The organism is Verrucomicrobiia bacterium, assembly GCA_036268055.1.
Taxonomy (GTDB): domain Bacteria; phylum Verrucomicrobiota; class Verrucomicrobiia; order Limisphaerales; family Pedosphaeraceae; genus DATAUW01.
Genome location: DATAUW010000012.1, coordinates 283,851 through 305,923 on the forward strand (window position 1 = coordinate 283,851; position 22,073 = coordinate 305,923).

Below are 22,073 nucleotides of genomic sequence, written 5' to 3' on the forward strand. Positions count from 1 at the left end.
CATGGCACATCTGGAAAATTTAGCGTGGTTGATTTTGTTTTTGCCGCTGTTCTCGGCGGTGATCATAACGGTATTCACCCGCGCGAAACCGGTCGCGAGCGCGCAGATTTCCATCGGCGCGGTGGTGGTATCGTTCGTGTTGACGTGCATTCTGTTCGTCGTCCTGCATTCATCGGGAGCGACGACGCTGCGCGACACAAGTTACTCGTGGCTTTCGGTCGGCGATTTGGATGTGAGCATTGGTTTGAAGCTTGATTACCTCAGCCTGACGATGGCGCTGATCGTCACGGGCGTGGGCAGCCTCATCCATATTTATTCGTCGAAATACATGGAAGGCGACGGCGCGTATTACCGCTATTTCGCGTGCCTGAGTTTGTTCACGTTCTCGATGCTCGGTATCGTGCTCGCGAATAATTTTTTGATGATGTTCATTTTCTGGGAACTGGTGGGCGTGTCCAGTTATCTGCTCATCGGTTTCTGGTATGAAAAAGCTTCGGCGGCGGATGCGTGCAAAAAAGCTTTCATCACGAATCGGCTCGGCGACTTCGGTTTTCTGCTCGGCATCCTGCTTGTGTGGGCGACGCTGGGGCATCATTTGAACTTTGAGGACTTGCGCGCGTATCTCGGCAATCACACGGCGGAATACGGCGTGGTGGCCACGATCGCCGGCCTGCTGATTTTTTGCGGCGCGGCTGGCAAATCGGCGCAATTCCCGCTGCACGTGTGGTTGCCGGACGCGATGGAAGGCCCGACGCCGGTGAGCGCGCTCATCCATGCCGCGACAATGGTGGCGGCGGGTGTTTACATGCTGTGCCGGGTTTTCTTTTTACTCAATGTATCGGATTCGTTCGCGCTTGAAGTCATCGCGTGGATCGGCGGTTTTACGGCGTTACTGGCGGCGTTGATCGCGGTGCAGCAAAACGACATCAAACGCATTCTCGCTTACTCGACGCTTTCGCAGCTCGGTTACATGGTGATGGCGGTGGGCATGGGCGGGCCGACTGAGGCGATGTATCATTTAACGACGCACGCGTTTTTCAAGGCGCTGCTGTTCCTCGGCGCGGGCTCGGTGATTTACGCGGTGCATCACGAGCAGAACATTTGGAAGATGGGCGCGCTTCGCAAAAAATTGCCGGTGACATTCTGGACGTTCATCGTGGGCACGCTGGCGTTGTGCGGCATGTGGCCGTTGAGCGGATTTTTCAGCAAGGACGGCATTCTCGGGTTGGCGCTGGAAAAAAATCACATCGCGCTTTTTGTGCTGGGCGCGGGCGTGGCGTTTTTGACGACTTTTTACATGTCGCGATTGGTTTTCGTGGCGTTCTTCGGCGGCGAACGCTCGCACGCGGCGGAGCATCCGCATGAATCGCCGGGGATCATGTTGTGGCCGCTGCGAATTCTTGCGGTGTTGAGCGCGATTGGCGGTGTCATAGGCATCGAAGGAATTTATCAACGCGCGTTTGAGCCGAACACGGTATTGGAAAGTGGAGGATTTTTGGGACAGATTCCCGCGCGTTTGCTGGGGCCGTTCGATGCGCAACCGTTGGGCGCGGTCATCGGGCTTGGCTGCGTAATTTTTGGCGCGTTGCTGGCGTGGTCATTGTATGGAAGCGCGTCGGTGGATCCGCTGCCTTCGAAGCTTGGCTGGCTTTCGCGCGCGATGCGTAATCGGTTTTATTTTGACGAATTTTACGAACACGTGCTGATTCCTTACACGCAGGAAGCGGCTTCAAAAATTGCCGATGCCTTCGACCGCATGATCATCGCCGGCCTGGGCGTGCGCGGAACGGAAGGCACGACGGATTTGTTCGGCCGTGCGCTACGCCTGGCGCAAAACGGAAGCATCCAAACCTACGCTTTCCTGCTCGTGGCAGGACTCGCGGTCGTGTTGTATTTCGTGCTGGCACAATGAAACTAACATTTGAAAATTTGAATGCGGTGGGATTCGTCTGCTTGACGCAGAGGCGCAGAGGCGCAGAGCAATTAAAAAGTAATCTCCGCCTATTTCCTCTCTGCGCCTCTGCGCCTCTGCGCCTCTGCGTCGAAACGAATTTACCGAGCGCCCACGAATAACGAATGTCCACCTCTCTCACATATATTATTGGCTGGCCGTTTGCGGCGGCGTTGTTGTTGTGTGTCGTGCCGCGGAATTATCGGTTCGTGATGCGGTTGGTTGCGGTATCGGCGACGCTGGTGAGCATGCTGCTCGCGATCAAATTGTTCTGCCAATTCAATGGCGCACCGGCGGATGCGGATGGTTTCAAATTCGTGCACAAACTTCCGTGGTGGGGCGTGCAATCATTGGGCATCGGTTATCACGTCGGGGTGGATGGCATCAATGTGGGGCTGATTTTGATGGGCGCGATTGTGGCGTTCGCGGCGGCGTGCGCGGCCTGGGAAATCAATGATCGGGAAAAAGAATTTTACGTTTTGTTGCTGGTGATGACGGGGGGAATTCTCGGCGCGTTTGCATCGCTGGATTTGTTTTTCTTTTATTTCTTCCACGAACTCGCGCTGGTGCCGACGTTCATCATGATCGGCGTGTGGGGCCGGGGCGAAAATAAAAATCTCGCGACGTTCCAGATCACGCTTTACTTGAGTTTGGGCGCGCTGATTTCCTTGATCGGTTTGATCGCGCTTTATGTCATGTCCGGCGCGCAATCGTTTGACATTGTCGAAATCACGCGGCATGTGCGGGAACATCCGTTATCGCTGGCTTCGCAAAACTTTATTTTTCCGCTGCTGCTGTTCGGATTCGGCATCCTGATTTCGCTGTGGCCGTTTCATACGTGGGCGCCGCTTGGGTATGGTTCCGCGCCGACTTCGACCGCGATGCTGCACGCGGGCGTGCTGAAAAAATTCGGTTTGTATGGCTTGATTCGCATCGCGCTTCCGCTGTTGCCGCAAGCGACGGCGCATTGGGCGACGGTCATTTCGTGGCTTTGCCTCGGCAATATCGTTTATTGCGGGCTGGTCGCGATGCGCCAGAAAAACCTGAATATGCTCATCGGTTATTCCAGCGTGGCGCACATGGGTTTTGTTTTTCTCGGATTGGTGAGCCTGAATATTATCGGCGTGACGGGCGCGGTAATGGTGATGATCGCGCACGGTTTTCTCGCGGCGCTGACGTTTGGCTTGAGCGGATATATTTACCAGGAGACGGGCACGCTGGAGATCGCGCAACTGGGCGGATTGTTGCGCCGGTTGCGGTTTGTGGGAGCGGCGCTCATCATGGCGATGTTCGCGGGTTGCGGAGTGCCGGGCTTTGCGAATTTCGTGGGTGAAGTTTCGGTGTTCTTCGGCGCGTGGAAAAATTTTCCTTTGGTGACGGGGCTCGCGCTCTGGGGCGCGCTGGTGATCGGGGCGGTTTATATGTTGCGCGCAGTGCGCAATGTTTTGCACGGGCCGCTGCCGGACAAATGGATGGCGGTGGCGGAATCCACGTGGCCGTTGCGCAAATTGCCGTACCTCGCGCTGTTGATGAGCCTTTTGATCTTCGGATTTTTCCCGCGACTGCTGACCGATAAAATCCAGCCGAGCGCGGAGACCATCGTGAACATGGCGACGGCCCCGGCGATGAATGTCAGGGCCTCGGTGGTGGCGCAGGCAAATCCGTGACGGTTTGATTTAGAAACAACGCAGATGAATTATTCGCTGATCATTTTGGAAATCGAAGTGGTGATACTCGGCCTGGCGCTGCTGCTGGCCGACCTGTGGACGCCTTCGCTCAAGCAGAAGCGCAACCTGGGATATTTCGCCGCAATCGCGCTGGGCATCATTTTGGTGACGAGCTTTGGTTTCGAGGGACGGCTCATTCGTTTCGCTTTTGGCGGCGAATATGTCATGGACGACCTCGCGATGTTTTTCAAACGCTTCTTTTTGGTCGCTGCGATCATCGTTTTGGTGTTGTCAGTGGAATTCGCCGACCAGATGGAAGCGGGCATCTCGGAATTTTACGCGCTGATCGTTTTTGCGCTCGCGGGAATGATGTTTGCGGCGTCGGCGAATGACTTCGGGCTGATGTTCGTGGCGCTGGAACTGATCACAGTGACGTTTTATATCCTCACCAGTTTTCAACGCAACCGCCTGTTGAGCCTCGAAGCGGGGGTGAAATATCTTGTGTTCGGCGCGCTGTCCTCGGCGTTCATGGTTTATGGCATCGCTTTGATTTTTGGGACGACGGGCAAATTGAATTTTCACGACATCGCGGCAATGGGCGGGCAACTGGAAGGCAATCGGTTGTTTCTGCTGGGCATTTTGCTCGTGCTGGTCGGGCTGGGATTCAAGATTTCGGCGTTCCCGGTGCAGATGTGGGCGCCGGATGTTTATCAGGGTTCGCCGACGCCCGCGACGGCTTTTCTGGCGGTCGGTTCCAAGGCAGCGGGATTTGTTTTGGTGTTGCGCGTGTTGTTTGCGGCGGCTCCGGTGGCAACCGCGATGGGGACGAAGTTGCTTATCGGCATCGCGATGGTGACGATCCTTTACGGCAACCTGTGTGCGATTCCGCAGCGCAACTTGAAACGGCTGCTGGGATATTCGAGCATCTCGAACGCGGGTTACATGCTGCTGGGCGTGGCGGCGCTGAGCACGGCGGGACAATCGGCACTGCTGTATTATTTGGGCGGTTATCTGTTCACGCTGCTCGCGGCGTTCTCGGTGATTATTCTTGTGATGCGCAAACTGGACTCAGAGCAAATTTCTTCACTGGCGGGATTGCATCATCGTTCGCCGCTGCTGGCGGCGACGCTGACGATGTCCATGGTTTCGCTGGCGGGCATTCCGCCGCTGGCGGGATTTTTCGGCAAATTTCTGTTGTTGAAATCAATCGTGGAGCAAGGGGCGTGGAATCATGGCTATTACTGGCTCGCGGCGGTGACGCTTTTTGGGGTGGTGATTTCGATCTATTATTATTTCGGCGTGGTGAAGGCGATTTATTGGTCGAAGGATGCGCCGGACCTTTCGCCCATCACGATTTCCCGCCCGATGAAAGCGACGATTTATGGATGCATCGCGGGGATGTTATTTCTCGGCTTGTTCCCGAACGCGGTGGTGAATTGGACGGATCAGGCGGCGAGGGCGTTGCCGGAGATTAAGCGCTAGAGCAAGCGGAGCGGGAATTTAACCGCGGAGACGCGGAGGCGCGGAGGGAAAAATTTTAAACTTTTAGGAACCATTTGCGGCGGTACATGAACCACGCGATTAGGTAGAGTAACACCACGTAGGTTAGCGCCCAGCTTAGGGAACAGATTTTTGGTGAGAGGCCGAAGTTGGCGAGAAGGTGGTTGAAAAAGGTTTCGAAGAGGTAATTTTTTAGCGCGACGGGATTGCCGGTGGCGTCGCGGACTTTGATTTCCAGAGTGAGGCGGCCGAGGATTCCCGACAGCATGAAGACGGTGATGGCGTTCATGCCGTAAATGGCGAATGGTTTTGACCAGCGTTGCCAGCCTTTCACATCCACGAGCCAATAGCAGATGGCGAAAATATTCGCCGCCAATCCCGCCATGAAAACGGAATAGGACGTGGTCCACAAATTTTTGCTGATGGGTATCCAGATGTTGAGCACGGCGCCGGTGAACATGAGCAAATTGCCGCCGACGAACAGCCACGCGGTTTTTTGTTCGGCGCTGCGTTTGATTTGCAAAAGCTGGCCGGTGAGGATGCCGAAGAGGCAGGTCGCGATGGCGGGGATGGTGCTGACGATGCCTTCGGGGTCCCAGGGCGCGCCGTGCCAGGTGTGTTTGCCGAGGACGCGGGCATCCACGTAGGCAGAAAAATTTCCTTCCTTGGTGAAATCCCACGGCGCATGGCCGGGCACGGGTGCGAATTTCATCAGCAGCCAGTAACCGGCGAGCAGGCCGATGAGCCACGCGATTTGTCCGCGCCATTTGCTGGTGAGAAAAATCGCGCTGGCGAGGAGATAGCAAATCGCGATGCGCTGGAGAACTCCCGGAATGCGAATGGTTCCGGCGATTTCGCTGAGCCACGGGCCGAGGCCGCCGTCTTTGGCAAACGAACCGTTGATGACGAAGCTGAAGAAAGCGAGGAACAATCCGAAAGCAAAAATGATGGCCGCGCGGCGAATGACGTGCAGAAAAAGTGTGGAACGACTCTCGCCGCGTTCGAGCCGTTTGGCGGTGGAAAGTGGAATCGCGACGCCGACGATCCAGAGGAAAAAAGGAAAGATAACGTCGGTGAAAGTCCAGCCGGTCCATTCGGCGTGATCGAGTTGCGGGTAGAGGGCGTCCCAGGAGCCGGGATTGTTCACGAGCATCATGGAGGCAATCGTCGCGCCGCGAAAAACATCGAGCGACACGAGGCGGGTGGAGGATGTGGCGGCTTTTGCAGGGCGAGGCTGGCTTTTCGTTTGCAACGCGATGAGCGTAAATTATTTTGCGAAGGAAGCAATGTTGAAGCGGAAGGCTTCTGGTTTTTTAATGATTTATCTCGGGGATGGGAGTGACGTGCCGCTCCTACGGAGCTTGGTCGAGTTTGAGGCGTTGGTTATAAACATGGCGCTCCTAACGGAGCTTGGGCAGGTGATTTTGCGGTCATAAGCTCCGGTAGGAGGCTATGCTTATAGAATAGTCGCGCTATAAACAAGCTTCGCTGGGCGGCATGAACAGGCTGATTTAAAATCGCGGAAATTAAAACTTACTTTGGATCGTTGCAATTCGGGTTGCGCGTGGTTATCGGTGGCTTTAGTTTGATTAGTAAGTCATGAAGAATTTTTGGCGAGTTACATTTTTTCAGTTGTGGCTGGGCGTTTTTTTGAGCGCTGGGTTGTTGAATTGCAGGTCGGCGGAAACGGCGGGTCTTGGACTGGATGGGAAATCGCTGAATCCTCTGGCGAACACGAATGCGGCGACGGTGCTGGTTTTTATCAGTGACGATTGCCCGATTTCAAATCGTTACGGGCCGGAGCTTGAGCGATTAGAGAAGGCATATTCTTCGCGCGGGGTAAAATTCTGGCTGGTGCATTCGGATGCGACGGAGACGGCGTCGGCGATTCGCGAGCATGCGCGTGCGTACGAATTGACGATCCCGGAGATACGGGACCCGCATCAGGAGTTGGCGAAGTTAGCGCATGCGCAGGCGACGCCGACGGCGGCGGTGTTCACGCCCGTTGGGAAATTGGTGTATCACGGGCGGATTGATAATCGCGCGGTGACTTTGGGGACGGAACGCGCGCATGCGACGACGCATGATTTGACGGATGCGTTGGATGCGGTGCTGGCGGGTCGCGCTGTCGCGGTGCCGGCGACGCTGGCGGTGGGGTGTGCGATACCGGGGTTGTGAAGATTATTGAGGTCGGAGCGTTGGGAGAAAGAGGAGAAATAAATGCCTCGGTCTCATTTCGGAAAAAAGGAAACCCCTCTCTCCGGCTCTCTCCCCGCGTGGTCGCGGGGAGAGAGAGAAGAATTTAGCACGTGTCAGGATGCAAATGGCAGGCTTTGGCGCGTGGAAAGATGTGGCCGGCGAGGGCGCCAGCCACTGCACGCGAGGGCGCGTGCGCTCCCCGGGACAAGACTGTCAGTCGTTCGCGCTTGGATAAATGGGGGCTGCAATTTTAAGAACCGTGAAGGAGTATCGTCCAGTTGAATAGACTTTCCACGGATTCGCGGGTGTGGTTTCGTATCGCATCGTCTATGAGAACACTTTTGATCGGAATTGATAGCGGAACGCAATCCACCAAAGTCCTGGTTGTGGACGCGCGAAATGGGAAGGTGCTGGGCTCGGCGGCGCAAGCTTACGGCCTGATTCCAAAACTTCCGCCGGGCGCGAAGGAGCAGCATCCCAAGACCTGGCGCGATGCGACTGCGCGCGCGATGCGGGATGCGCTTAAGGCCGCGAAAGCGAAAGCTGCGGAGGTCGTGGCCATCGGCGTGAGCGGTCAGCAGCATGGATTTGTGCCGCTGGACGCGAAGGGCGAGGTGATTCGGCCAGCGAAACTTTGGTGCGATACTTCGACGATCGCGGAGTGCGAGGAGATCACGGAGAAATTGGGCGGGACGAAAAAGACGATTGCGGCATTGGGCAATGCGGTGCTGCCGGGATTCACGGCGCCGAAAATTCTTTGGTTGAAGAAGCATGAGCCAAAACATTTTGCACGGCTGGCGACGGTGTTGTTGCCGCATGATTATTTGAATTTCTGGCTGACGGGAAATCGCGTGATGGAATTTGGCGACGCGAGCGGAACGGCGTTGTTCGACGTGCGCAAGCGCAAGTGGTCGGCGGCGGCGCTGGCGGCGATTGATAGTGGACTTGAAGAAAAATTGCCGCCGTTGATCAGCAGCGATCAGCCGGCGGGCGGATTGAGCGCGGCGACGGCGAAGGAATTGGGGCTGAACCCCAGCGTGCTGGTGAGCGCGGGCGGTGGCGACAATATGATGGGCGCGATCGGCACGGGCAACACGAGCGAGGGCGTGATCACGGCGAGCTTCGGCACGAGCGGGACGATTTACGCGTGCGCGAACAAGCCGGTGGTGGATCCCGAGGGGGAAATCGCGGCGTTCTGCGATTCGACGAACCGCTGGCTGCCGTTGTTGTGCACGATGAACGTGACGACAGCGACGGAGTTGATGCGTAAGTCGAGCGGGTGGACGCATGAAATTTTTTCGACGGCGGTGGCGCGCGTGCCGGCGGGAGCGCGGGGGCTTTTGCTGTTGCCGTATCTTGAAGGCGAGCGCACGCCGAATGTGCCGTCGGGCACGGGCGTGTTGCTGGGCGTGAATCATGGAACCTACGCGCCGGAACATCTGGCGCGCGCGGCGATGGAAGGAGTGACGATGGGAATGAATTATGGGTTGCGCCGACTGGCGGAACTGGGCGTGAAGCCAGCGCAGATTCGCGTGACGGGCGGCGGCGCGAAATCAAAGGTGTGGCGTCAAATCATGGCGGATGTTTTCAACGCGGAAGTGGTCACGCTTAAGGTCGGCGAGGGCGCGGCTTACGGGGCGGCGTTGCAGGCGCTGTGGTGCTGGCGATTGCAGGCAGGGGAGAAAGTTTCGATCAAGGAAATCACCGACAAGTTTATCGAAGTGAACAAGAAGGAAACGGCGCAACCGAAACGCGCGAATGTGGAGTTGTATCGCGAGTTACAGGCGTTGCAGGATGATATTTCGAAGAGTTTGCGCGGGGTGTTTGCGAAACATCGGGAGTTTGTGTTGCGGGGAGTATAAGAAGGATTTTAATCTTGAAGCGTGCGGGGGACATGCGGAGTATCAAGGCGACATCGTATTATCAGCGGTTTGATTATGGCATTGCAACGCTATCAACTGGACAAATTCACGAAGGGCTGGTTCGTGGGAAATTTTTCGCCGACGCTCATTCCTTCGGAGGCGGTCGAGGTCGCGGTGAAACATTATCGCGCGGGCGAGGCGGAGAGCGCGCATTATCATAAAGTGGCGACGGAGTTGACGCTGATCGTGTCGGGCCGGGTGCGGATGAGCGGCGAGGAAGTGGGCCCGGGCGAAATCATCAAGATCGAACCGGGGCAGGCGACGGATTTTATTCCGCTGACCGACGCGACGACGGTGGTGGTGAAGATGCCGTGCGTGAGCGGCGACAAATATCTTTGCGAAAACAAACCGGCATGAAGATCAAAGCGGTGTTATTCGATTTGGACGGCGTGCTGGTGGACGCGACGGAGTGGCATTACGAGGCGTTGAATCGCGCGCTGGGGTTGTTCGGTTATAACATCGCGCGCTACGAGCATTTGACGACTTACAACGGCCTGCCGACGCGCAAAAAACTCGACATGCTCTCGGTTGAAAAAGGTTTTCCGCGCGGACTGCACGCGCTGGTGAACAAGATCAAACAGAAATATACGCGGGAAGAAATTTTGCGGAATTGCACGCCGGTGTTCGAGAAGGAGTTCATGGTGCATCAGCTCAAGCGGGAGGGTTACAAGTTGGCGGTGTGCTCGAATTCGATCCGCGAGAGCGTGGAACTGATGTTGCGCGGGAGCGGGATCTGGGATTTGTTCGATTGCGTGTTGAGCAACGAGGACGTGGTGCAGGCGAAGCCGGACCCGGAAATTTATTTGATGGCGTGCGAGAAATTGGGCGTGAAGCCGCAGGAAACGGTGATCGTGGAGGACGCGCCGCACGGCGTGGAGGCGGCGAAACGCAGCGGCGGCGTGCTGTGCGAGGTGGCGTCGTTCAACGAAGTGGATTACGCGCGCGTGAAGCGCACGTTGGAAAGCGCGAGTTAACCATGTTGCAAATCATCATACCACTCGGGGGCAAGGCGGCGCGTTTTCAGGAGCGCGGGCATACGTTTCCGAAGCCGCTGTTCGAGATCGGCAATCGCTCGATGATCGAGGTGGTGCTGGAAAATCTCGCGCCGCCCGCGCCGGTGCAATACACGTTCATCTGCCGCAAGGAGCATCTCTCGCAATTTTATCTGGGCGACATGCTGCGATTGCTGGCGCCGGGTTGCCGGGTGATTGCGCTGGAAAATGAAACGGCGGGGGCGTTGTGCTCGGTGTTGCTCGCGGTGGACCAGCTTAAACTGGACGAGGAAATCATCGTCGCGAATGGCGATCAATTTATCACGACGAGTTTGGAGCCGTTTTATGCGGCTTGCCGGGAACCGGGAATTGACGGGTGCATTTTGACATTCACGGCGACGCATCCGCGGTGGTCGTTTGCGAAGACGGACGCCGCGGGAAAAGTGGTGGCGGTGGCGGAGAAGCGGCCGATCAGCAAGCAGGCGACGGCGGGGTTGTATTATTTTCGGCGCGCGCGCGATTTGATCGAGGCTTCCGAGCGGATGATCTTGAAAGGGCTGACGACGAGCGGGCAGTTTTTTGTGTGCCCGGTTTACAATGAATTGATCCTGGCGGGGAAAAATGTTCGCACCCATCATTTGCCGGAGGGCACGATGCACAGCCTGGGCACGCCGGAAGATCTGGATGTCTTCATGAAATATCAGCTCGGCAATGTGCGGCGATGAGTTGTAAAAACGCATTGGACAAAGGGCTTGAACCGGCTAAAGTCTGCGCATCTTATGAAAAATAACCAACTGACGGCCATGCTCGTGGGGCTGCTTTTTTTGAGCACGCTGGGGAGCGTGGCATTGATTTGGAAATATAATTCCGCTTACCGCACGGCGCGGAACCTGGAGGGAGCGGTCAAGCAAGTTTCCGAGATTGAACGAGTGATGGGAATGCTTTCGAGCGAAACGGTGGAGTACAACGCGACCACGAAGAATCCCGACATGACGCGGCTGTTGCAGTCTTTCGCAAATAAAACCGCCCCCAAACCGGCTGCCAAATAATTTATGAGCGAAAATACTTTTGAATCCCCGAGCGGGTCCGAAGCGGAAAGCCTGCGCAGCGAAGTGCAATCGTTACGGACGGTCATTTCGTTTTCCCTGCTGCTGATGTTTATCCTGAGTGTTTGCGTGAATATTTTTCTGTTTCGCCAGGTGAAATTGATGGATGTCCAAGTGGCGAATGAGCAGGCCGTGGTCAATACTTTTGAAACCGCAGGCGGCGGCGTGCAGGTGGTGGAGATCTGGATGAAGTTGAATGATTACGCGCGGACGCATCCGGATTTTGCGCCGATCGTGGCGAAGTACAAACCGTTCTTCGACGCGCACATGAAGAAGAAGTAAGGGGAGAAGTTTTCAGTTTCAATTTTTCAGCGTGAGGGTTTGATACCTTCACGCTTTTTTTAACTGAAAATGCTATCAGTCCGTTTTGGTTTTCATTGGCAGAAGTTTTGCGCCGCAGGCGAAGCAGAAATTGGATTTGGGAGGGCAGACGGTATCGCAGTCGGGGCAGACGAGACGCAGTTGCGCGTGGCGATAGTGAATGACGAGATTGCGGACGTAGGGGAGCCAGCTAAAGGCGAACGAAAAAATAAACACGGAATCGTGTTTGTAAAAAACCGAGTAAGCGAGCAGCACCAGCGAACCGCTGAGGCTGAGCCACCAAAATGCGCCGGGGACGACGACCTGTTTTTTCTTTTCGGTGGCGTACCATTGGACGATGAAGCGGGAGGAAAAAATGGCGTTGCCAAGCCAGCCGAGAGCTTTCCACCAGCCCCATTCGATGCCGAGGAAGTGTCCGTTGTGCATTAGCCAGCCGTCTGTCATTGGGTGGGATTAAGCCGAAAGCCCGCGGCGGTGACAAACTCTATTTTATTCGTGGGTGCGGGAGATTCGAGATGGCGGGGTTTGGGGGAGATGCTCGCCTGGGCTCGCCTCGCTTTGCTCGATAGAGAGGTTTGTTTTGGAGGCGGGTGTTCCCCCAGCTAAAGCTGGGGATTAATGAGAAGCGTTCGAATGTTTCATATTGTTGGTCCAAGGAATGATTCTTTCGTCCCTGGCGGGACTTGGTTTGAGGGGATTTCAACCCAGCAATAAATTGCTGGGCTAAGATCTGTCGTCCCTGCGGGACTTCGGATGGCGGAGCGGCAGCGCAGCCCTACCGTGCGCTGCCACGATTGGTTGCAGTTGCCGAACGGACCGATGGGAAAAGAATTATTGTTCGGCGAGGAGCTTGGTGACTTTTTCTTCGAGTTCGCCGCGGGCGTTTAGGTCGCGGAGGTTGCCTTTTTTGTCCACGAGCCACATGGTGGGAATGCTGTTGATACCGAATTGCTGGCCGAATTTATTTTTCCAGCCGTCGCCGTCGAAATATTGCGGCCAGGTCATTTCTTTTTCCTTCAAGGTTTTTTCGAGGGCGCCTTTATCCTGGTCGAAGCTGATGCCGACGATTTCAAATCCTTGAGGATGAAGTTTGGCATAGGCGGCTTTGACGTTGGGCAATTCGCCCATGCACGGGCCGCACCAGGTCGCCCAAAAATCCACGAGCACGACTTTGCCTTTGAGCTTGGAGATGTCCACCGCGCGGCCGTCCACGGCGGTGTATTGGATGTCCACCGGTTTGCCGACACTGTCCATGCGTTTGAGGACGCCTTTGGCTTGTTCCTTGACTTCATCGGGCGCGGAACTGTTCACGATTTCCTGGGCGAGAGATTTGGCGTCGTCGCCTTCACTTTCCATCATGAGGCTGGTCATGACTTGATACGCTTCAGGGCGGTCGGGAAAATCTTTTTGCAAGGCGCGCGCTTTTTTCAACAGTTCAGGTCGGGAGTCGGGCAATTTCGCGAACAATGGTTTCAGCGCGGACATACGCATCTCCAATTTTTCATCGGGACTCAATGAAGGATCGTTCGCGCGCGCGGCGGTGAGGGCATCCAGGCGCGCGGTTTGGGTGGTATCGCCGAAACGCGTCGTGGCGATGGTCAGCAATTCGTATTCGATGTGGTGGGCATCGGCGGCTTTCGGGTGAGTGGGATATTTGGTGTAAAAATCTTTGGCTTCGTCGGCGCCTTTCAAGAGCAAGGGGAGATAAAACTTGGCGGCCTGTTCCTGAGTGGGCGGGGTGGTTTGCCACTCGGTGGGCGGCATGGGAGACTGGGCGGCCTTGCGCACGAGGCGCCACGCGGCATCGGCGTCTGCATTGGCGGTGGTGTTGGTGCTGGTCGAAGCGGGGGCATCTTGCGCGCGCGACAAAGTGACGTTGCAGGCGAACAGACTGATCGCCAAGGCGGGCACGATGAGGGCGCGATAATTGCCGAGAGAGGAGAAGGTTGGTTTCATAGTGGATCCTTTATTTCAACTATTTGTAACCTGTTTTGGGCTAGACCGCAAGTTTCGTCATGTCGGTTTTTGATTGTTGCTCGGCGCGCACGGCGACGCGGGCGGATTCCATCAGAATGGCGCAGGGTTCGAGGCAGGGAATGAGGCTTTTTTGTGCGGGGGCGTCCGGTGCGAGGCCGGTAACGCTCCACAGGCGGCGTTTCAAACAATTCGCCGGGGCGCATATCATTTGGATGACTTGCGCGGCGGCGAGGTCGGAGAGCATGGTGGTGATGCGATACATGCCGGATTGGCGGTTGGTGTAATCGCGGTAGTTGGTGACGGGCGGTTGGGCGGATTGGGCGGCATACCAATCGGCGATGGCGCCGGGGTAAAGATGGCTCAAGGCGGTTTCGAGGTCGGGGTCGTTTTTCGCGGCAATGCGCCAGCCACGTTGCAAAGTGGGCGCGGATTTGAGGGGGCGGAATTCGCCGGTGGCGGTGACTTGTGCGAGCGCGCGGGCGGCGGGGATTTCGATGAGGCGCAAGGATTGGGGCGGCGCGGAGGCGTCGTCAAGGTGCAGCAATTCGTAACCCGGCGTGCATCGGCGGATGAGAACTTGCGCGAGGGCAAGTTCGTGGCCGATTTGGGCGGCGAAGGCTTTGAGCGCGGGATTTTCGATGTGTGACACTTGTAAGACAAGTTAGAGAAATGAGGGGATTTGGAAACGAAATAATTGTGGCATGGGTGGGTGGCATATTTGCACATTGGGGGTTGGCGAGGGCGTCGATGAAGGCGGTAACGCGCCTTGGGGCGCGACTCGCTGCGCTCTATATGGTGGGGGGATTTTTGGCGGGTGACCCAGGGTAGGTTCGAGGACGAACCAACCCTGGGCTTTGTTGCGGAACCTACTTCGAGGTTCCCGGAGGGACGGCGGAGTGGCAGGTGCGCCTTCGCCGCTGAGGTGGTGTGCGGGGTGAAACGGGGCTATGTTACGGCTCGCGGGTACGCTCGCCCTCCCCAATTAAGGGGCGGCGGGTTGTGAGAGGTGTGGTGCAGGGATTAAGCTTTCTTTCGTCCCTGCGGGACTGGGATTGAAGGGGAGTTCAACCCAGCAATAAATTGCTGGGCTAAGATCTGTCGTCCCTGCGGGACTTCGGCGGCTTGGCAGCACCGCCACGGGGGTAGTGCGCGGATGCGCGCAGAGCAGCGGTCGCGGAGGTTCGGTTTGACGCAAAAGGCGTTGCATATATATAATAGCAACATGGCCGAACGCATTGAAACGGGACGAGATGGGGATGTCGCGGCGTTTGGAATTTTTGGCTTCACCACTTTTAAGCATCTTAGGAACTATCATGGCTGATTCCGCTGTACTCAAAAAAATTTGCGCGTTATTGGGCGAGAAATATGGCAAGGCCGGCGAAGGCGCGGCGGAGCGATTGCAGCAATGGCTCTCGGGCGCAATGCCTTTTGCCCACACGGAGATGATCGAAAAGCATCTCGACGAAAAACATGCGGGTTTGTTGTTTGATTGTTTCTGGCAGGTGCTTCCGTTCGGCACGGGCGGGCGGCGCGGGCGCGTGGGTTATGGCGCGAATCGCCTGAACCACACGACGGTGGCGATGACGGTGCAGGGGCATTGCCAATATTTGCGCCGGGTGTATGCGAACCAAAAAGATTTGACGGTCGTGGTGGCAAATGACGTGCGCGTATTTCGCGACATTGCGGGCGTTTATGGCTTTCTCGGCAAGGATCATCCGCTGCTGGGGGTGTCGTCGCGGTCGTTGTCGAAACTGGCGGCGGAAATTTACGCGAGCAACGGGATCATCGCCTACATCAACGCCCCGAACGCCAGCGATGCGGTGCTGAGCACGCCGGAACTTTCGTTTGTCATCAACAAGCTCAAGGCGGTCGGAGGCATTAACATGTCTGCCTCACATAATCCGCCGGATGATAACGGGCTGAAAGTTTATGACGATTACGGCAGCCAGCCGATCGCGCCGAATGATCAGTTGCTGGTCGAGGCGATGAATCAGGTTCGCGAAGTGAAGCCGATGCCTTTTGCGGAAGGGTTGGCGCAAGGTCTAATCCGTGAAGTGCCGCGTCATTTGCACGAGGAATATGTTCAGACGTACGTGGATTTATACGCGAATTTACAGGCGCCGGTGAAGGACTTGCCGATTTGTTACACGCCGCTTTGCGGAGTGGGATTGACGACGGTGGGCGATGTGTTGAATCGAATCGGTTTTCCAATCGTCACGCCGCCGGACGAAAAGGCGGATGGAACTTTCGCGGTGATTCCGTTCAAGGCGCCGAATCCGGAAGTGGCGCAGGCGACCGATCCGGCGAAAGTTTTTGCGGACGCGAATCATTCGGGCGTGGTGCTTTCGAGCGATCCGGACGCGGACCGCGTGGGTCTGGAAGCGAAGCTCGCGGACGGGACGTGGTATCATTTTGACGGCAATCAAATCGCCGCGATCCTGTGCTATTATTTGATGCTCGATCCCAAAGGGCCGAAGCGCAAAGGGCTCGTGATGGAGACGCTGGTGACGACGAAGATTTTGAGCAAGATTGTCGAGAAGGCGGGCGACTCGATGTTGATTGATGATTTGCTGGTTGGTTTTAAATATGTCGCGAATGTTTTGAAATGTTTGGAGCGCGACGGTTCGTTTCGGCAGGTGAAATGTTCGCCGCAAAAATTGGTCATCGCGACCGAGGAAAGTCACGGCGTGATTTTGGTGCCGACGATTCGCGACAAGGACGCGACGCCCGCGTGTTTGTATCTCGCGGCGCTTTATCAGCGGTTGCGCCAGGAGGGGCGGACGTTTTTGGATTATTACGCGGGCATTCTCGAGGAGTGCGGCGGTTATGATACGGTGAATCGTTCCATCACGATGACCGGCGGCGAAGGCATCATGCGCAAGGATCGTATCATGGAACAACTGCGGCAATCGCCGCCGAAAACTTTGGGCGGCCAGGCGGTGCGCAAGGTCGTGGATTTCTGGGACCAAAAAGAGTTTGGACCGTTCGTGAGTGAGACGGATAAGTTGCCGCGAAATGTGATCCAGCTTTTCACGGACAGTTTTATCATCACGATTCGTCCGTCGGGCACGGAGCCGAAGTTGAAATTTTATTGCCAGCTTTTGCCGTTTGGAAAACCGTCCACCGCGAAGGGCGCGGCGTTGTTGAACGAAGTGCGTACGAAGGCGGATGAAGTCTCGCGCGTGATCTATAATGATCTGCTGGGGATCATCGGAGTTTCGTTGAGCGAGGCGGCGTTGATGCTGCCGGACATTGTTGATCTCGAATGCAAGCAACAGTTCGACCGCGAAACGGTCAAGGGCCTGGAAGAGGCGCTGGCGAAGGGAACTTTTGCGAAGGTGGAGCAGGCTTTGGATTGGGTGCGGCTGAAGTCCGCGCCAATGACACCGGGCGCGAATCCGTTGCCGGCTTTAAAAGCGCCGCTGGCTTACTTGTGCAAACAATGGTCGGCGAAGTATGGGGGCGTGGCGGCGGAGTTGGGGCGTTGGGCGAGCAAGTGAGGTTTTTATGAAGGCTATTTTAACGCAGAGGCGCAGAGCGGGGAAAAGATTTTAGCCACGGATTGAACACGGATGAAATCCGTGTTCAATCCGTGGCTAAAGCCCCGTCTTGCTGAAAACTGAACACTTGAAACTTGACACTTCCCCACGTTTTTACGCGACAAACCCATAATCATACGGCTTCCGCATCTCCCGACTAAGATGCTGATTCGCCTCCTCCGCCCCTTCGCCCGTGAACATTTCCTTCGCCGCATCCCACTGATATTTTTTCCCCGCGCGCAGGGCGATGATGATCAAGTGCCCGATCACCGCCGAGTAATGGCCGACTTCCACGCTCGCCACCGGGTCTTTGCGTGAACGCATGCAATCAAAGAAATTTTTCATGTGATCATTGCTCACCTCGAGATGCGTGGCCGTCGCGGGCAACGGCGTCGCGATGATTTCATCCTTGCTCGCGTCCAGCGTCCCGCGATTCACCCAGATCCAGCCGTCCGAGCCGATGAACTTCACGCCGTTGCGCTGCCCGTTCGGATTCACGATGCCTCCCGACCATGTATCATCCGTCGTCGTCTTGACCGTTTGCTTGATGCCATTCGCCCACGTCAACGTCGCTGCAAATTCACTCGGCGTCGTGTAACCACCGGGAATCGGCGCATTCAAAACCTTCGCCTCCACGTCCAGCGGCCCTTCCTGTCCGATGCCCCAGCGCGCGATGTCATTGTGATGCGCGCCCCAATCCGTCACCGGGCCGCCCGCGTAATCCCACCACCAGCGAAACGTCCCGTGGCAACGCTCGCGCATATAATCCACACTCGGCGTCTGCCCCTGCCAGAAATCCCAATTCAACTCCTTCGGCACCGGCTGGGCATGGAACGGCCCGCCCTTTGCGCCCGCCGGAACCCACACATTCACTTCCTCCAGCTTGCCGATGCGTCCGTTGCGCACCAGTTCGCACGCGAGCCGAAACCGCCGGTCACTCCGCTGCTGGCTGCCCGTTTGAAAAACCACCTTGTTATCGCGCACCGCCTTGATCACGTGCCGCCCTTCCGCGATGCACAACGTCAGTGGCTTCTGCCCATAAATATCCTTCTTCGCATTCGCCGCCGCAATGTTGATCAGCGAATGCCAATGGTCCGGCGTCGCATTGATGACCGCGTGAATATCATCCCGCTTCAACAACTCGCGAAAATCCGAATACTTCCCCGGGTTGCCGCCCTTCGCCAGCCTCGATGCCGCCGCATTCAAGTGCCCCTCGTCCGGATCACAAAACGCCACCAGATTCCCCAGCCGCGACGCATCCTGCGCATTCCCCGTCCCCATCCCGCCGCAACCGATGAGCGCAATATTCGGCCGCTCCTTCGCCGCGCTGCCCGTGGACGCATCCTCCGCCAAACTGCGCCCAACAAACCAAAGCGGCAACCCGCTCGCCGCCGCGGTCATCGAACATGTTTTGAGAAAAGACCGCCGTGAAATTTGGATCTGTTTATCAGTCATATAAAATAATTTGGTGCCTGAGATGTTTGTACGCAAATCCTTCTTGCCATACCAGTCGTGAAATATAACTACGCCACACTGCAACCAGGCTTATTAAATGCGCTAAAAAAATTGAACCTTCAGACGTGCCCCTCCCCTCGATGGCACATCTTCAATGCCCTCTCCAAATCCTCCTTGCGAACAAAAACTGTAAACTGATCTTTAGCCTTGGTTTCATTATCCGCCTCGCGTTCCTCTTTAAGCTTTTCCGCCCAAAATACGATCCCTTCACGTTCCATCTGCCAGAATAACTTCACCGCACTATAAGAATCATAAACAACAAAACGCTCGAAACCTACTGGCAATCCCGTTTCCTCATTAAACTGAATCGGATTGCCTGTACTATCCATAGGCACCCCTGCTTCTTCAGTCTCCGCCACAACCCCGACAGCTTTCAATGGTTCCTGATCAATACTGCAAGTTACGGCCTCATCCGGATATTCCGCCCCACAATAAGTGCATTTTTTCATAAGATCATCAGGTGTCCCGGCGATCATGGAAAATTCGATTCAAACCACGCTAACAGACCGCGCCGTTCTTATCAGTAGAAAAAATCCGTGTTTCCCCCGTGTTCAATCCGTGGCAAAAATAATCTCTCCCGTTTTCTCTGCGCCTCTGCGTCAAAAATTTGTTTTCTGAATACTTGAAACTTTCCGCCGCTCAAGCTAACCTTCTCGCGCAATGTTAGTGCGCAATCAAATGTCCGTCCAAAACGCCGATGCCTTCCTGGCATCTCCGGCGATTGCGTACCCGTACGTCTGCGTCGTCGTCGTAAAGGCTCACTTCGTCACCCTGGCGTGGCGAAACGGCGGGCAGCGCGCACGAGAATAACCAAAACAAAATTTCTCCTGCCCTGCTCCCGAAAGGTGGCAGGGCTTTTTATTTTAACCAAAATGAAAGCCGTGTCGTGAATATAAAAACTGAAATCGCACCCGCGCCCGCTCCGCAGAAACGCGCCGCCGCCGTCGTGCGCAATTCCACCCTCGGCATCCTCTTCGCCCTCAGTGGATGCCACCTCCTCAACGATTCCATCCAGGCGCTCATCCCCGCGATCTATCCCATTCTCAAGGATTCCTTCGACCTCAGCTTCACGCAAATCGGCCTCATCACCCTGACCTTTCAAATGGTCGGCTCCGTTTTTCAGCCGCTCATCGGCCTTTATACCGACAAACATCCCAAGCCCTACTCACTCGTCGCCGGCATGGCCATCACGCTCGTCGGATTGATCGCGCTGGCGCTCGCGCCAAGTTATGCCGCCGTCCTCATAGCCGCGGCGATGGTCGGCATGGGCAGCGCCATTTTTCACCCTGAATCCTCACGCATGGCCCGGCTCGCTTCCGGCGGACGCCACGGCTTCGCGCAATCGCTCTTTCAAGTCGGCGGCAACGCGGGCAGTTCGTTCGGACCGCTCCTCGCCGCGGGCATCATCGCCAAATATGGCCGGCGCGAAATCCTTTGGTTCACGATCATCCCCTTCGCCGGGATGCTCATCCTCGCCCGCGTCGGCAACTGGTACAAGCAACACCTCGCCGAACGCCGCGCCGGCAATTTCACCGAGGAACATCATCATCCCGTCGCCAGGGCGCAGGTTCCCATCGTGCTCGCTATCTTGCTGTGCCTGATGTTCTCCAAATTCTTTTACCTCGCCTCGATGACGAACTACTACACGTTCTACCTCATCAACAAATTCGGCGTGAGCGTGCAGCAATCGCAGATTTATCTGTTTGTGTTCCTGTTCGCCACCGCCGTGGGAACCATCGCGGGCGGTCCCATCGGCGATAAAATCGGCCGCAAGCTCGTCATCTGGATTTCCATCCTAGGCATGGCGCCCTTTGCGCTCCTGCTGCCGCACGCCAATTTATTTTGGACCATCGTGCTCAGCGTCGTCAACGGCATGATCCTCGCGTCAGCCTTCCCGGCGATCCTGGTTTACGCCACCGAACTGCTGCCCGGCAAAGTAGGCGCCATCGCCGGATTATTTTTCGGCTTCGCGTTCGGCATGGCCGGCATCGCCTCCGCCGTGCTCGGCAAACTCGCCGACGCCACCAGCATCATCTTCGTGATCAAAGTCTGTTCGTTCCTGCCCTTGATCGGATTGATGACTGCGTTTCTGCCCAACCTTAAAACCGATACACATAACGTAACATTGGAAGATTGATGCTGCCCTCTTGCCGGCACCAGGCTTGGCAAAAGGGATTTCTCGACTGCCGGATAATAAAGATGTCTCATTACTTTGCCGACAGTACCGCTGCATTACTCAAACTTTTCGCTTTAGAACTCGTATCCGTTGCCAAACACCGGTACTGATAACTATTCATGGCCGTAGTTACTGGATTGACCGTGAGCGTGCTCGTGGTTGTTCCAGAATAAGGCGCTCCTTCGGAAAGATTTTGCCAATTTACTCCATCGGTGGATAGTTCCCACGAATATTGCGTCGCCCCGCCGGTGGCTACCGCCTTAAATTGAGCCGACGCAGGGCCGAGCGCGACCGTGACGGAAACAGCGGCCGGTTGCGTCGTGAACGACGGCGGAGTGGCCAGAAGATTCGTCAGTAATTGATTCTGTGATGGGTTATTAGTCCGGTTGGAATTGGCCTTGTTGACGTCGTTTTGTATGAGTTGCAGTCCATAATAAAACGAGCCGTAGGTATTGTAAGTGACGGCATCATTGATTGCCGCTTCCACATCGTACTTTGCCAACGGCAGCGCCTGTTTGGGAACGATAAAATTATTATAATAATTCTGCTGGTTGCTGAGAATCGCGCCCGTTAAAGATTCGACTAGGGCATCCCGATAAGTTTGATTATTGAATAGTTCCCGGCTCGCGATAATGCCCGTTGCCGCAGCAGATAGAGCTTTTGCGGTGGTAGCCGCCGCCAGCGAGGCGCCTCCGGTGAGCCCCAAAGCCGCTGCACCCAGAAAAATATTCATGTTGTTCTGGGTGGCCTTTAGATCGGCCAAATGCTGCTTCGTTGTCTTATCCGCAACGCCGATGATCGCGTTTTGCAACGTGTTTCGATATACGATGGCTTTGTTCGGGTCTGAGTCAGACGATGACAATGCTTTGCTGTATAATGAGTCATCTCGATTACCTATTACCAGGCCGTTTTTAGGGTCTCTTGCTGCAGCGGGATTATAAGTTCGGGGATTTATCAAATACCCCGCATCGCCATTTTGAATTGAAAAGTAATGCGGATCTTTCCAACTATCAGCGTATGGCTCTGAACCTATGATTTCGTTAGTCCGATAAACCGACCCGCAGCCAGTCACGAACAAAATAACCGAACTGAATGCCACCACCCTAATGACCTTTTTCACCCGCATTATTATCATAAATATCCCCTTTGTTCAGTATGTTTAGTTTATTAGAAAATATCTTTTGTGATCTTTTTGTATGGCTATACGC

General features: G+C 55.8%; 20 protein-coding genes. 13 read left to right on the plus strand and 7 right to left on the minus strand.

All coding sequences use genetic code 11. The features are described 5' to 3' along the window. The first annotated feature begins 1 nt into the window (after window position 1). From nuoL to VH413_06920, 3 genes are all read left to right on the plus strand, one after another. Window positions 2–1,912: an NADH-quinone oxidoreductase subunit L gene (gene nuoL / locus VH413_06910; GenBank protein HEX3798416.1), complete on the plus strand. Its 1,911-nt coding sequence runs from the start codon at window positions 2–4 to the stop codon at window positions 1,910–1,912. Window positions 1,913–2,076: 164 nt separating this feature from the next. Continuing rightward, window positions 2,077–3,618, plus strand: a complete 1,542-nt coding sequence (locus VH413_06915; GenBank protein ID HEX3798417.1) for an NADH-quinone oxidoreductase subunit M — start codon at window positions 2,077–2,079, stop codon at window positions 3,616–3,618. 24 nt (window positions 3,619–3,642) lie between these two features. Beyond that, on the plus strand, window positions 3,643–5,100 hold the full coding sequence (locus VH413_06920; protein HEX3798418.1) for an NADH-quinone oxidoreductase subunit N: 1,458 nt from the start codon (window positions 3,643–3,645) through the stop codon (window positions 5,098–5,100). A gap of 55 nt (window positions 5,101–5,155) precedes the next feature. On the opposite strand, the gene VH413_06925 is transcribed toward VH413_06920, so the two are convergent. Continuing rightward, complete coding sequence (locus VH413_06925; protein HEX3798419.1) at window positions 5,156–6,370, minus strand: DUF5009 domain-containing protein; 1,215 nt, start codon at window positions 6,368–6,370, stop codon at window positions 5,156–5,158. A 347-nt stretch (window positions 6,371–6,717) separates the two neighbouring features. Between VH413_06925 and VH413_06930 the strand changes: the two genes are divergently transcribed. The 7 genes from VH413_06930 (at window position 6,718) to VH413_06960 (ending at window position 11,619) form a co-directional block, all read left to right on the plus strand. Then, window positions 6,718–7,296 carry a redoxin domain-containing protein gene (locus tag VH413_06930; GenBank protein HEX3798420.1) on the plus strand — a complete coding sequence of 193 codons (579 nt, stop codon included), beginning with the start codon at window positions 6,718–6,720 and terminating at the stop codon, window positions 7,294–7,296. A 350-nt stretch (window positions 7,297–7,646) separates the two neighbouring features. Continuing rightward, window positions 7,647–9,179, plus strand: a complete 1,533-nt coding sequence (xylB, locus tag VH413_06935) for a xylulokinase (GenBank protein HEX3798421.1) — start codon at window positions 7,647–7,649, stop codon at window positions 9,177–9,179. Window positions 9,180–9,254: 75 nt separating this feature from the next. After that, window positions 9,255–9,596, plus strand: a complete 342-nt coding sequence (locus VH413_06940) for a hypothetical protein (protein HEX3798422.1) — start codon at window positions 9,255–9,257, stop codon at window positions 9,594–9,596. Then, a complete protein-coding gene (locus VH413_06945) occupies window positions 9,593–10,213 on the plus strand; it encodes an HAD family phosphatase (protein HEX3798423.1) in 621 nt (206 codons plus the stop codon). The genes VH413_06940 and VH413_06945 overlap by 4 nt, the downstream gene beginning before the upstream one ends. Window positions 10,214–10,215: 2 nt before the next feature. Next, on the plus strand, window positions 10,216–10,956 hold the full coding sequence (locus VH413_06950; protein ID HEX3798424.1) for a glycosyltransferase family 2 protein: 741 nt from the start codon (window positions 10,216–10,218) through the stop codon (window positions 10,954–10,956). 54 nt (window positions 10,957–11,010) lie between these two features. Continuing rightward, complete coding sequence (locus tag VH413_06955; protein ID HEX3798425.1) at window positions 11,011–11,280, plus strand: hypothetical protein; 270 nt, start codon at window positions 11,011–11,013, stop codon at window positions 11,278–11,280. 3 nt (window positions 11,281–11,283) lie between these two features. Then, complete coding sequence (locus tag VH413_06960; GenBank protein ID HEX3798426.1) at window positions 11,284–11,619, plus strand: hypothetical protein; 336 nt, start codon at window positions 11,284–11,286, stop codon at window positions 11,617–11,619. 75 nt (window positions 11,620–11,694) lie between these two features. Here VH413_06960 and VH413_06965 read toward each other — a convergent pair whose 3' ends face one another. The 3 genes from VH413_06965 to VH413_06975 all read right to left on the minus strand — a co-directional run bounded on the left by VH413_06965 (window position 11,695) and on the right by VH413_06975 (window position 14,284). After that, window positions 11,695–12,102, minus strand: coding sequence for a lipid-A-disaccharide synthase N-terminal domain-containing protein (locus VH413_06965; GenBank protein ID HEX3798427.1), 408 nt, complete (start codon window positions 12,100–12,102; stop codon window positions 11,695–11,697). Between the two features lie 387 nt (window positions 12,103–12,489). After that, complete coding sequence (locus VH413_06970) at window positions 12,490–13,614, minus strand: TlpA disulfide reductase family protein (protein ID HEX3798428.1); 1,125 nt, start codon at window positions 13,612–13,614, stop codon at window positions 12,490–12,492. A 40-nt stretch (window positions 13,615–13,654) separates the two neighbouring features. Then, on the minus strand, window positions 13,655–14,284 hold the full coding sequence (locus tag VH413_06975; protein HEX3798429.1) for a DR2241 family protein: 630 nt from the start codon (window positions 14,282–14,284) through the stop codon (window positions 13,655–13,657). A 664-nt stretch (window positions 14,285–14,948) separates the two neighbouring features. On the opposite strand from VH413_06975, the gene VH413_06980 reads away from it, so the two are divergent. Next, window positions 14,949–17,135 (plus strand): hypothetical protein, encoded by a 2,187-nt coding sequence (locus VH413_06980; GenBank protein HEX3798430.1) that lies wholly within the window; start codon window positions 14,949–14,951, stop codon window positions 17,133–17,135. A 153-nt stretch (window positions 17,136–17,288) separates the two neighbouring features. Here the strand turns inward: VH413_06980 and VH413_06985 are convergent, their stop codons facing one another. After that, window positions 17,289–18,629 (minus strand): Gfo/Idh/MocA family oxidoreductase, encoded by a 1,341-nt coding sequence (locus tag VH413_06985; GenBank protein HEX3798431.1) that lies wholly within the window; start codon window positions 18,627–18,629, stop codon window positions 17,289–17,291. A gap of 119 nt (window positions 18,630–18,748) precedes the next feature. Next, window positions 18,749–19,165, minus strand: coding sequence for a hypothetical protein (locus tag VH413_06990; protein HEX3798432.1), 417 nt, complete (start codon window positions 19,163–19,165; stop codon window positions 18,749–18,751). Window positions 19,166–19,367: 202 nt separating this feature from the next. Between VH413_06990 and VH413_06995 the strand changes: the two genes are divergently transcribed. Next, on the plus strand, window positions 19,368–19,499 hold the full coding sequence (locus VH413_06995) for a hypothetical protein (GenBank protein HEX3798433.1): 132 nt from the start codon (window positions 19,368–19,370) through the stop codon (window positions 19,497–19,499). A gap of 76 nt (window positions 19,500–19,575) precedes the next feature. Then, window positions 19,576–20,826: an MFS transporter gene (locus tag VH413_07000; GenBank protein HEX3798434.1), complete on the plus strand. Its 1,251-nt coding sequence runs from the start codon at window positions 19,576–19,578 to the stop codon at window positions 20,824–20,826. 70 nt (window positions 20,827–20,896) lie between these two features. On the opposite strand, the gene VH413_07005 is transcribed toward VH413_07000, so the two are convergent. Further along, entirely contained in the window at window positions 20,897–21,985 is a 1,089-nt protein-coding gene (locus tag VH413_07005) for a hypothetical protein (protein HEX3798435.1), read from the minus strand. Window positions 21,986–22,073 lie beyond the last annotated feature (88 nt).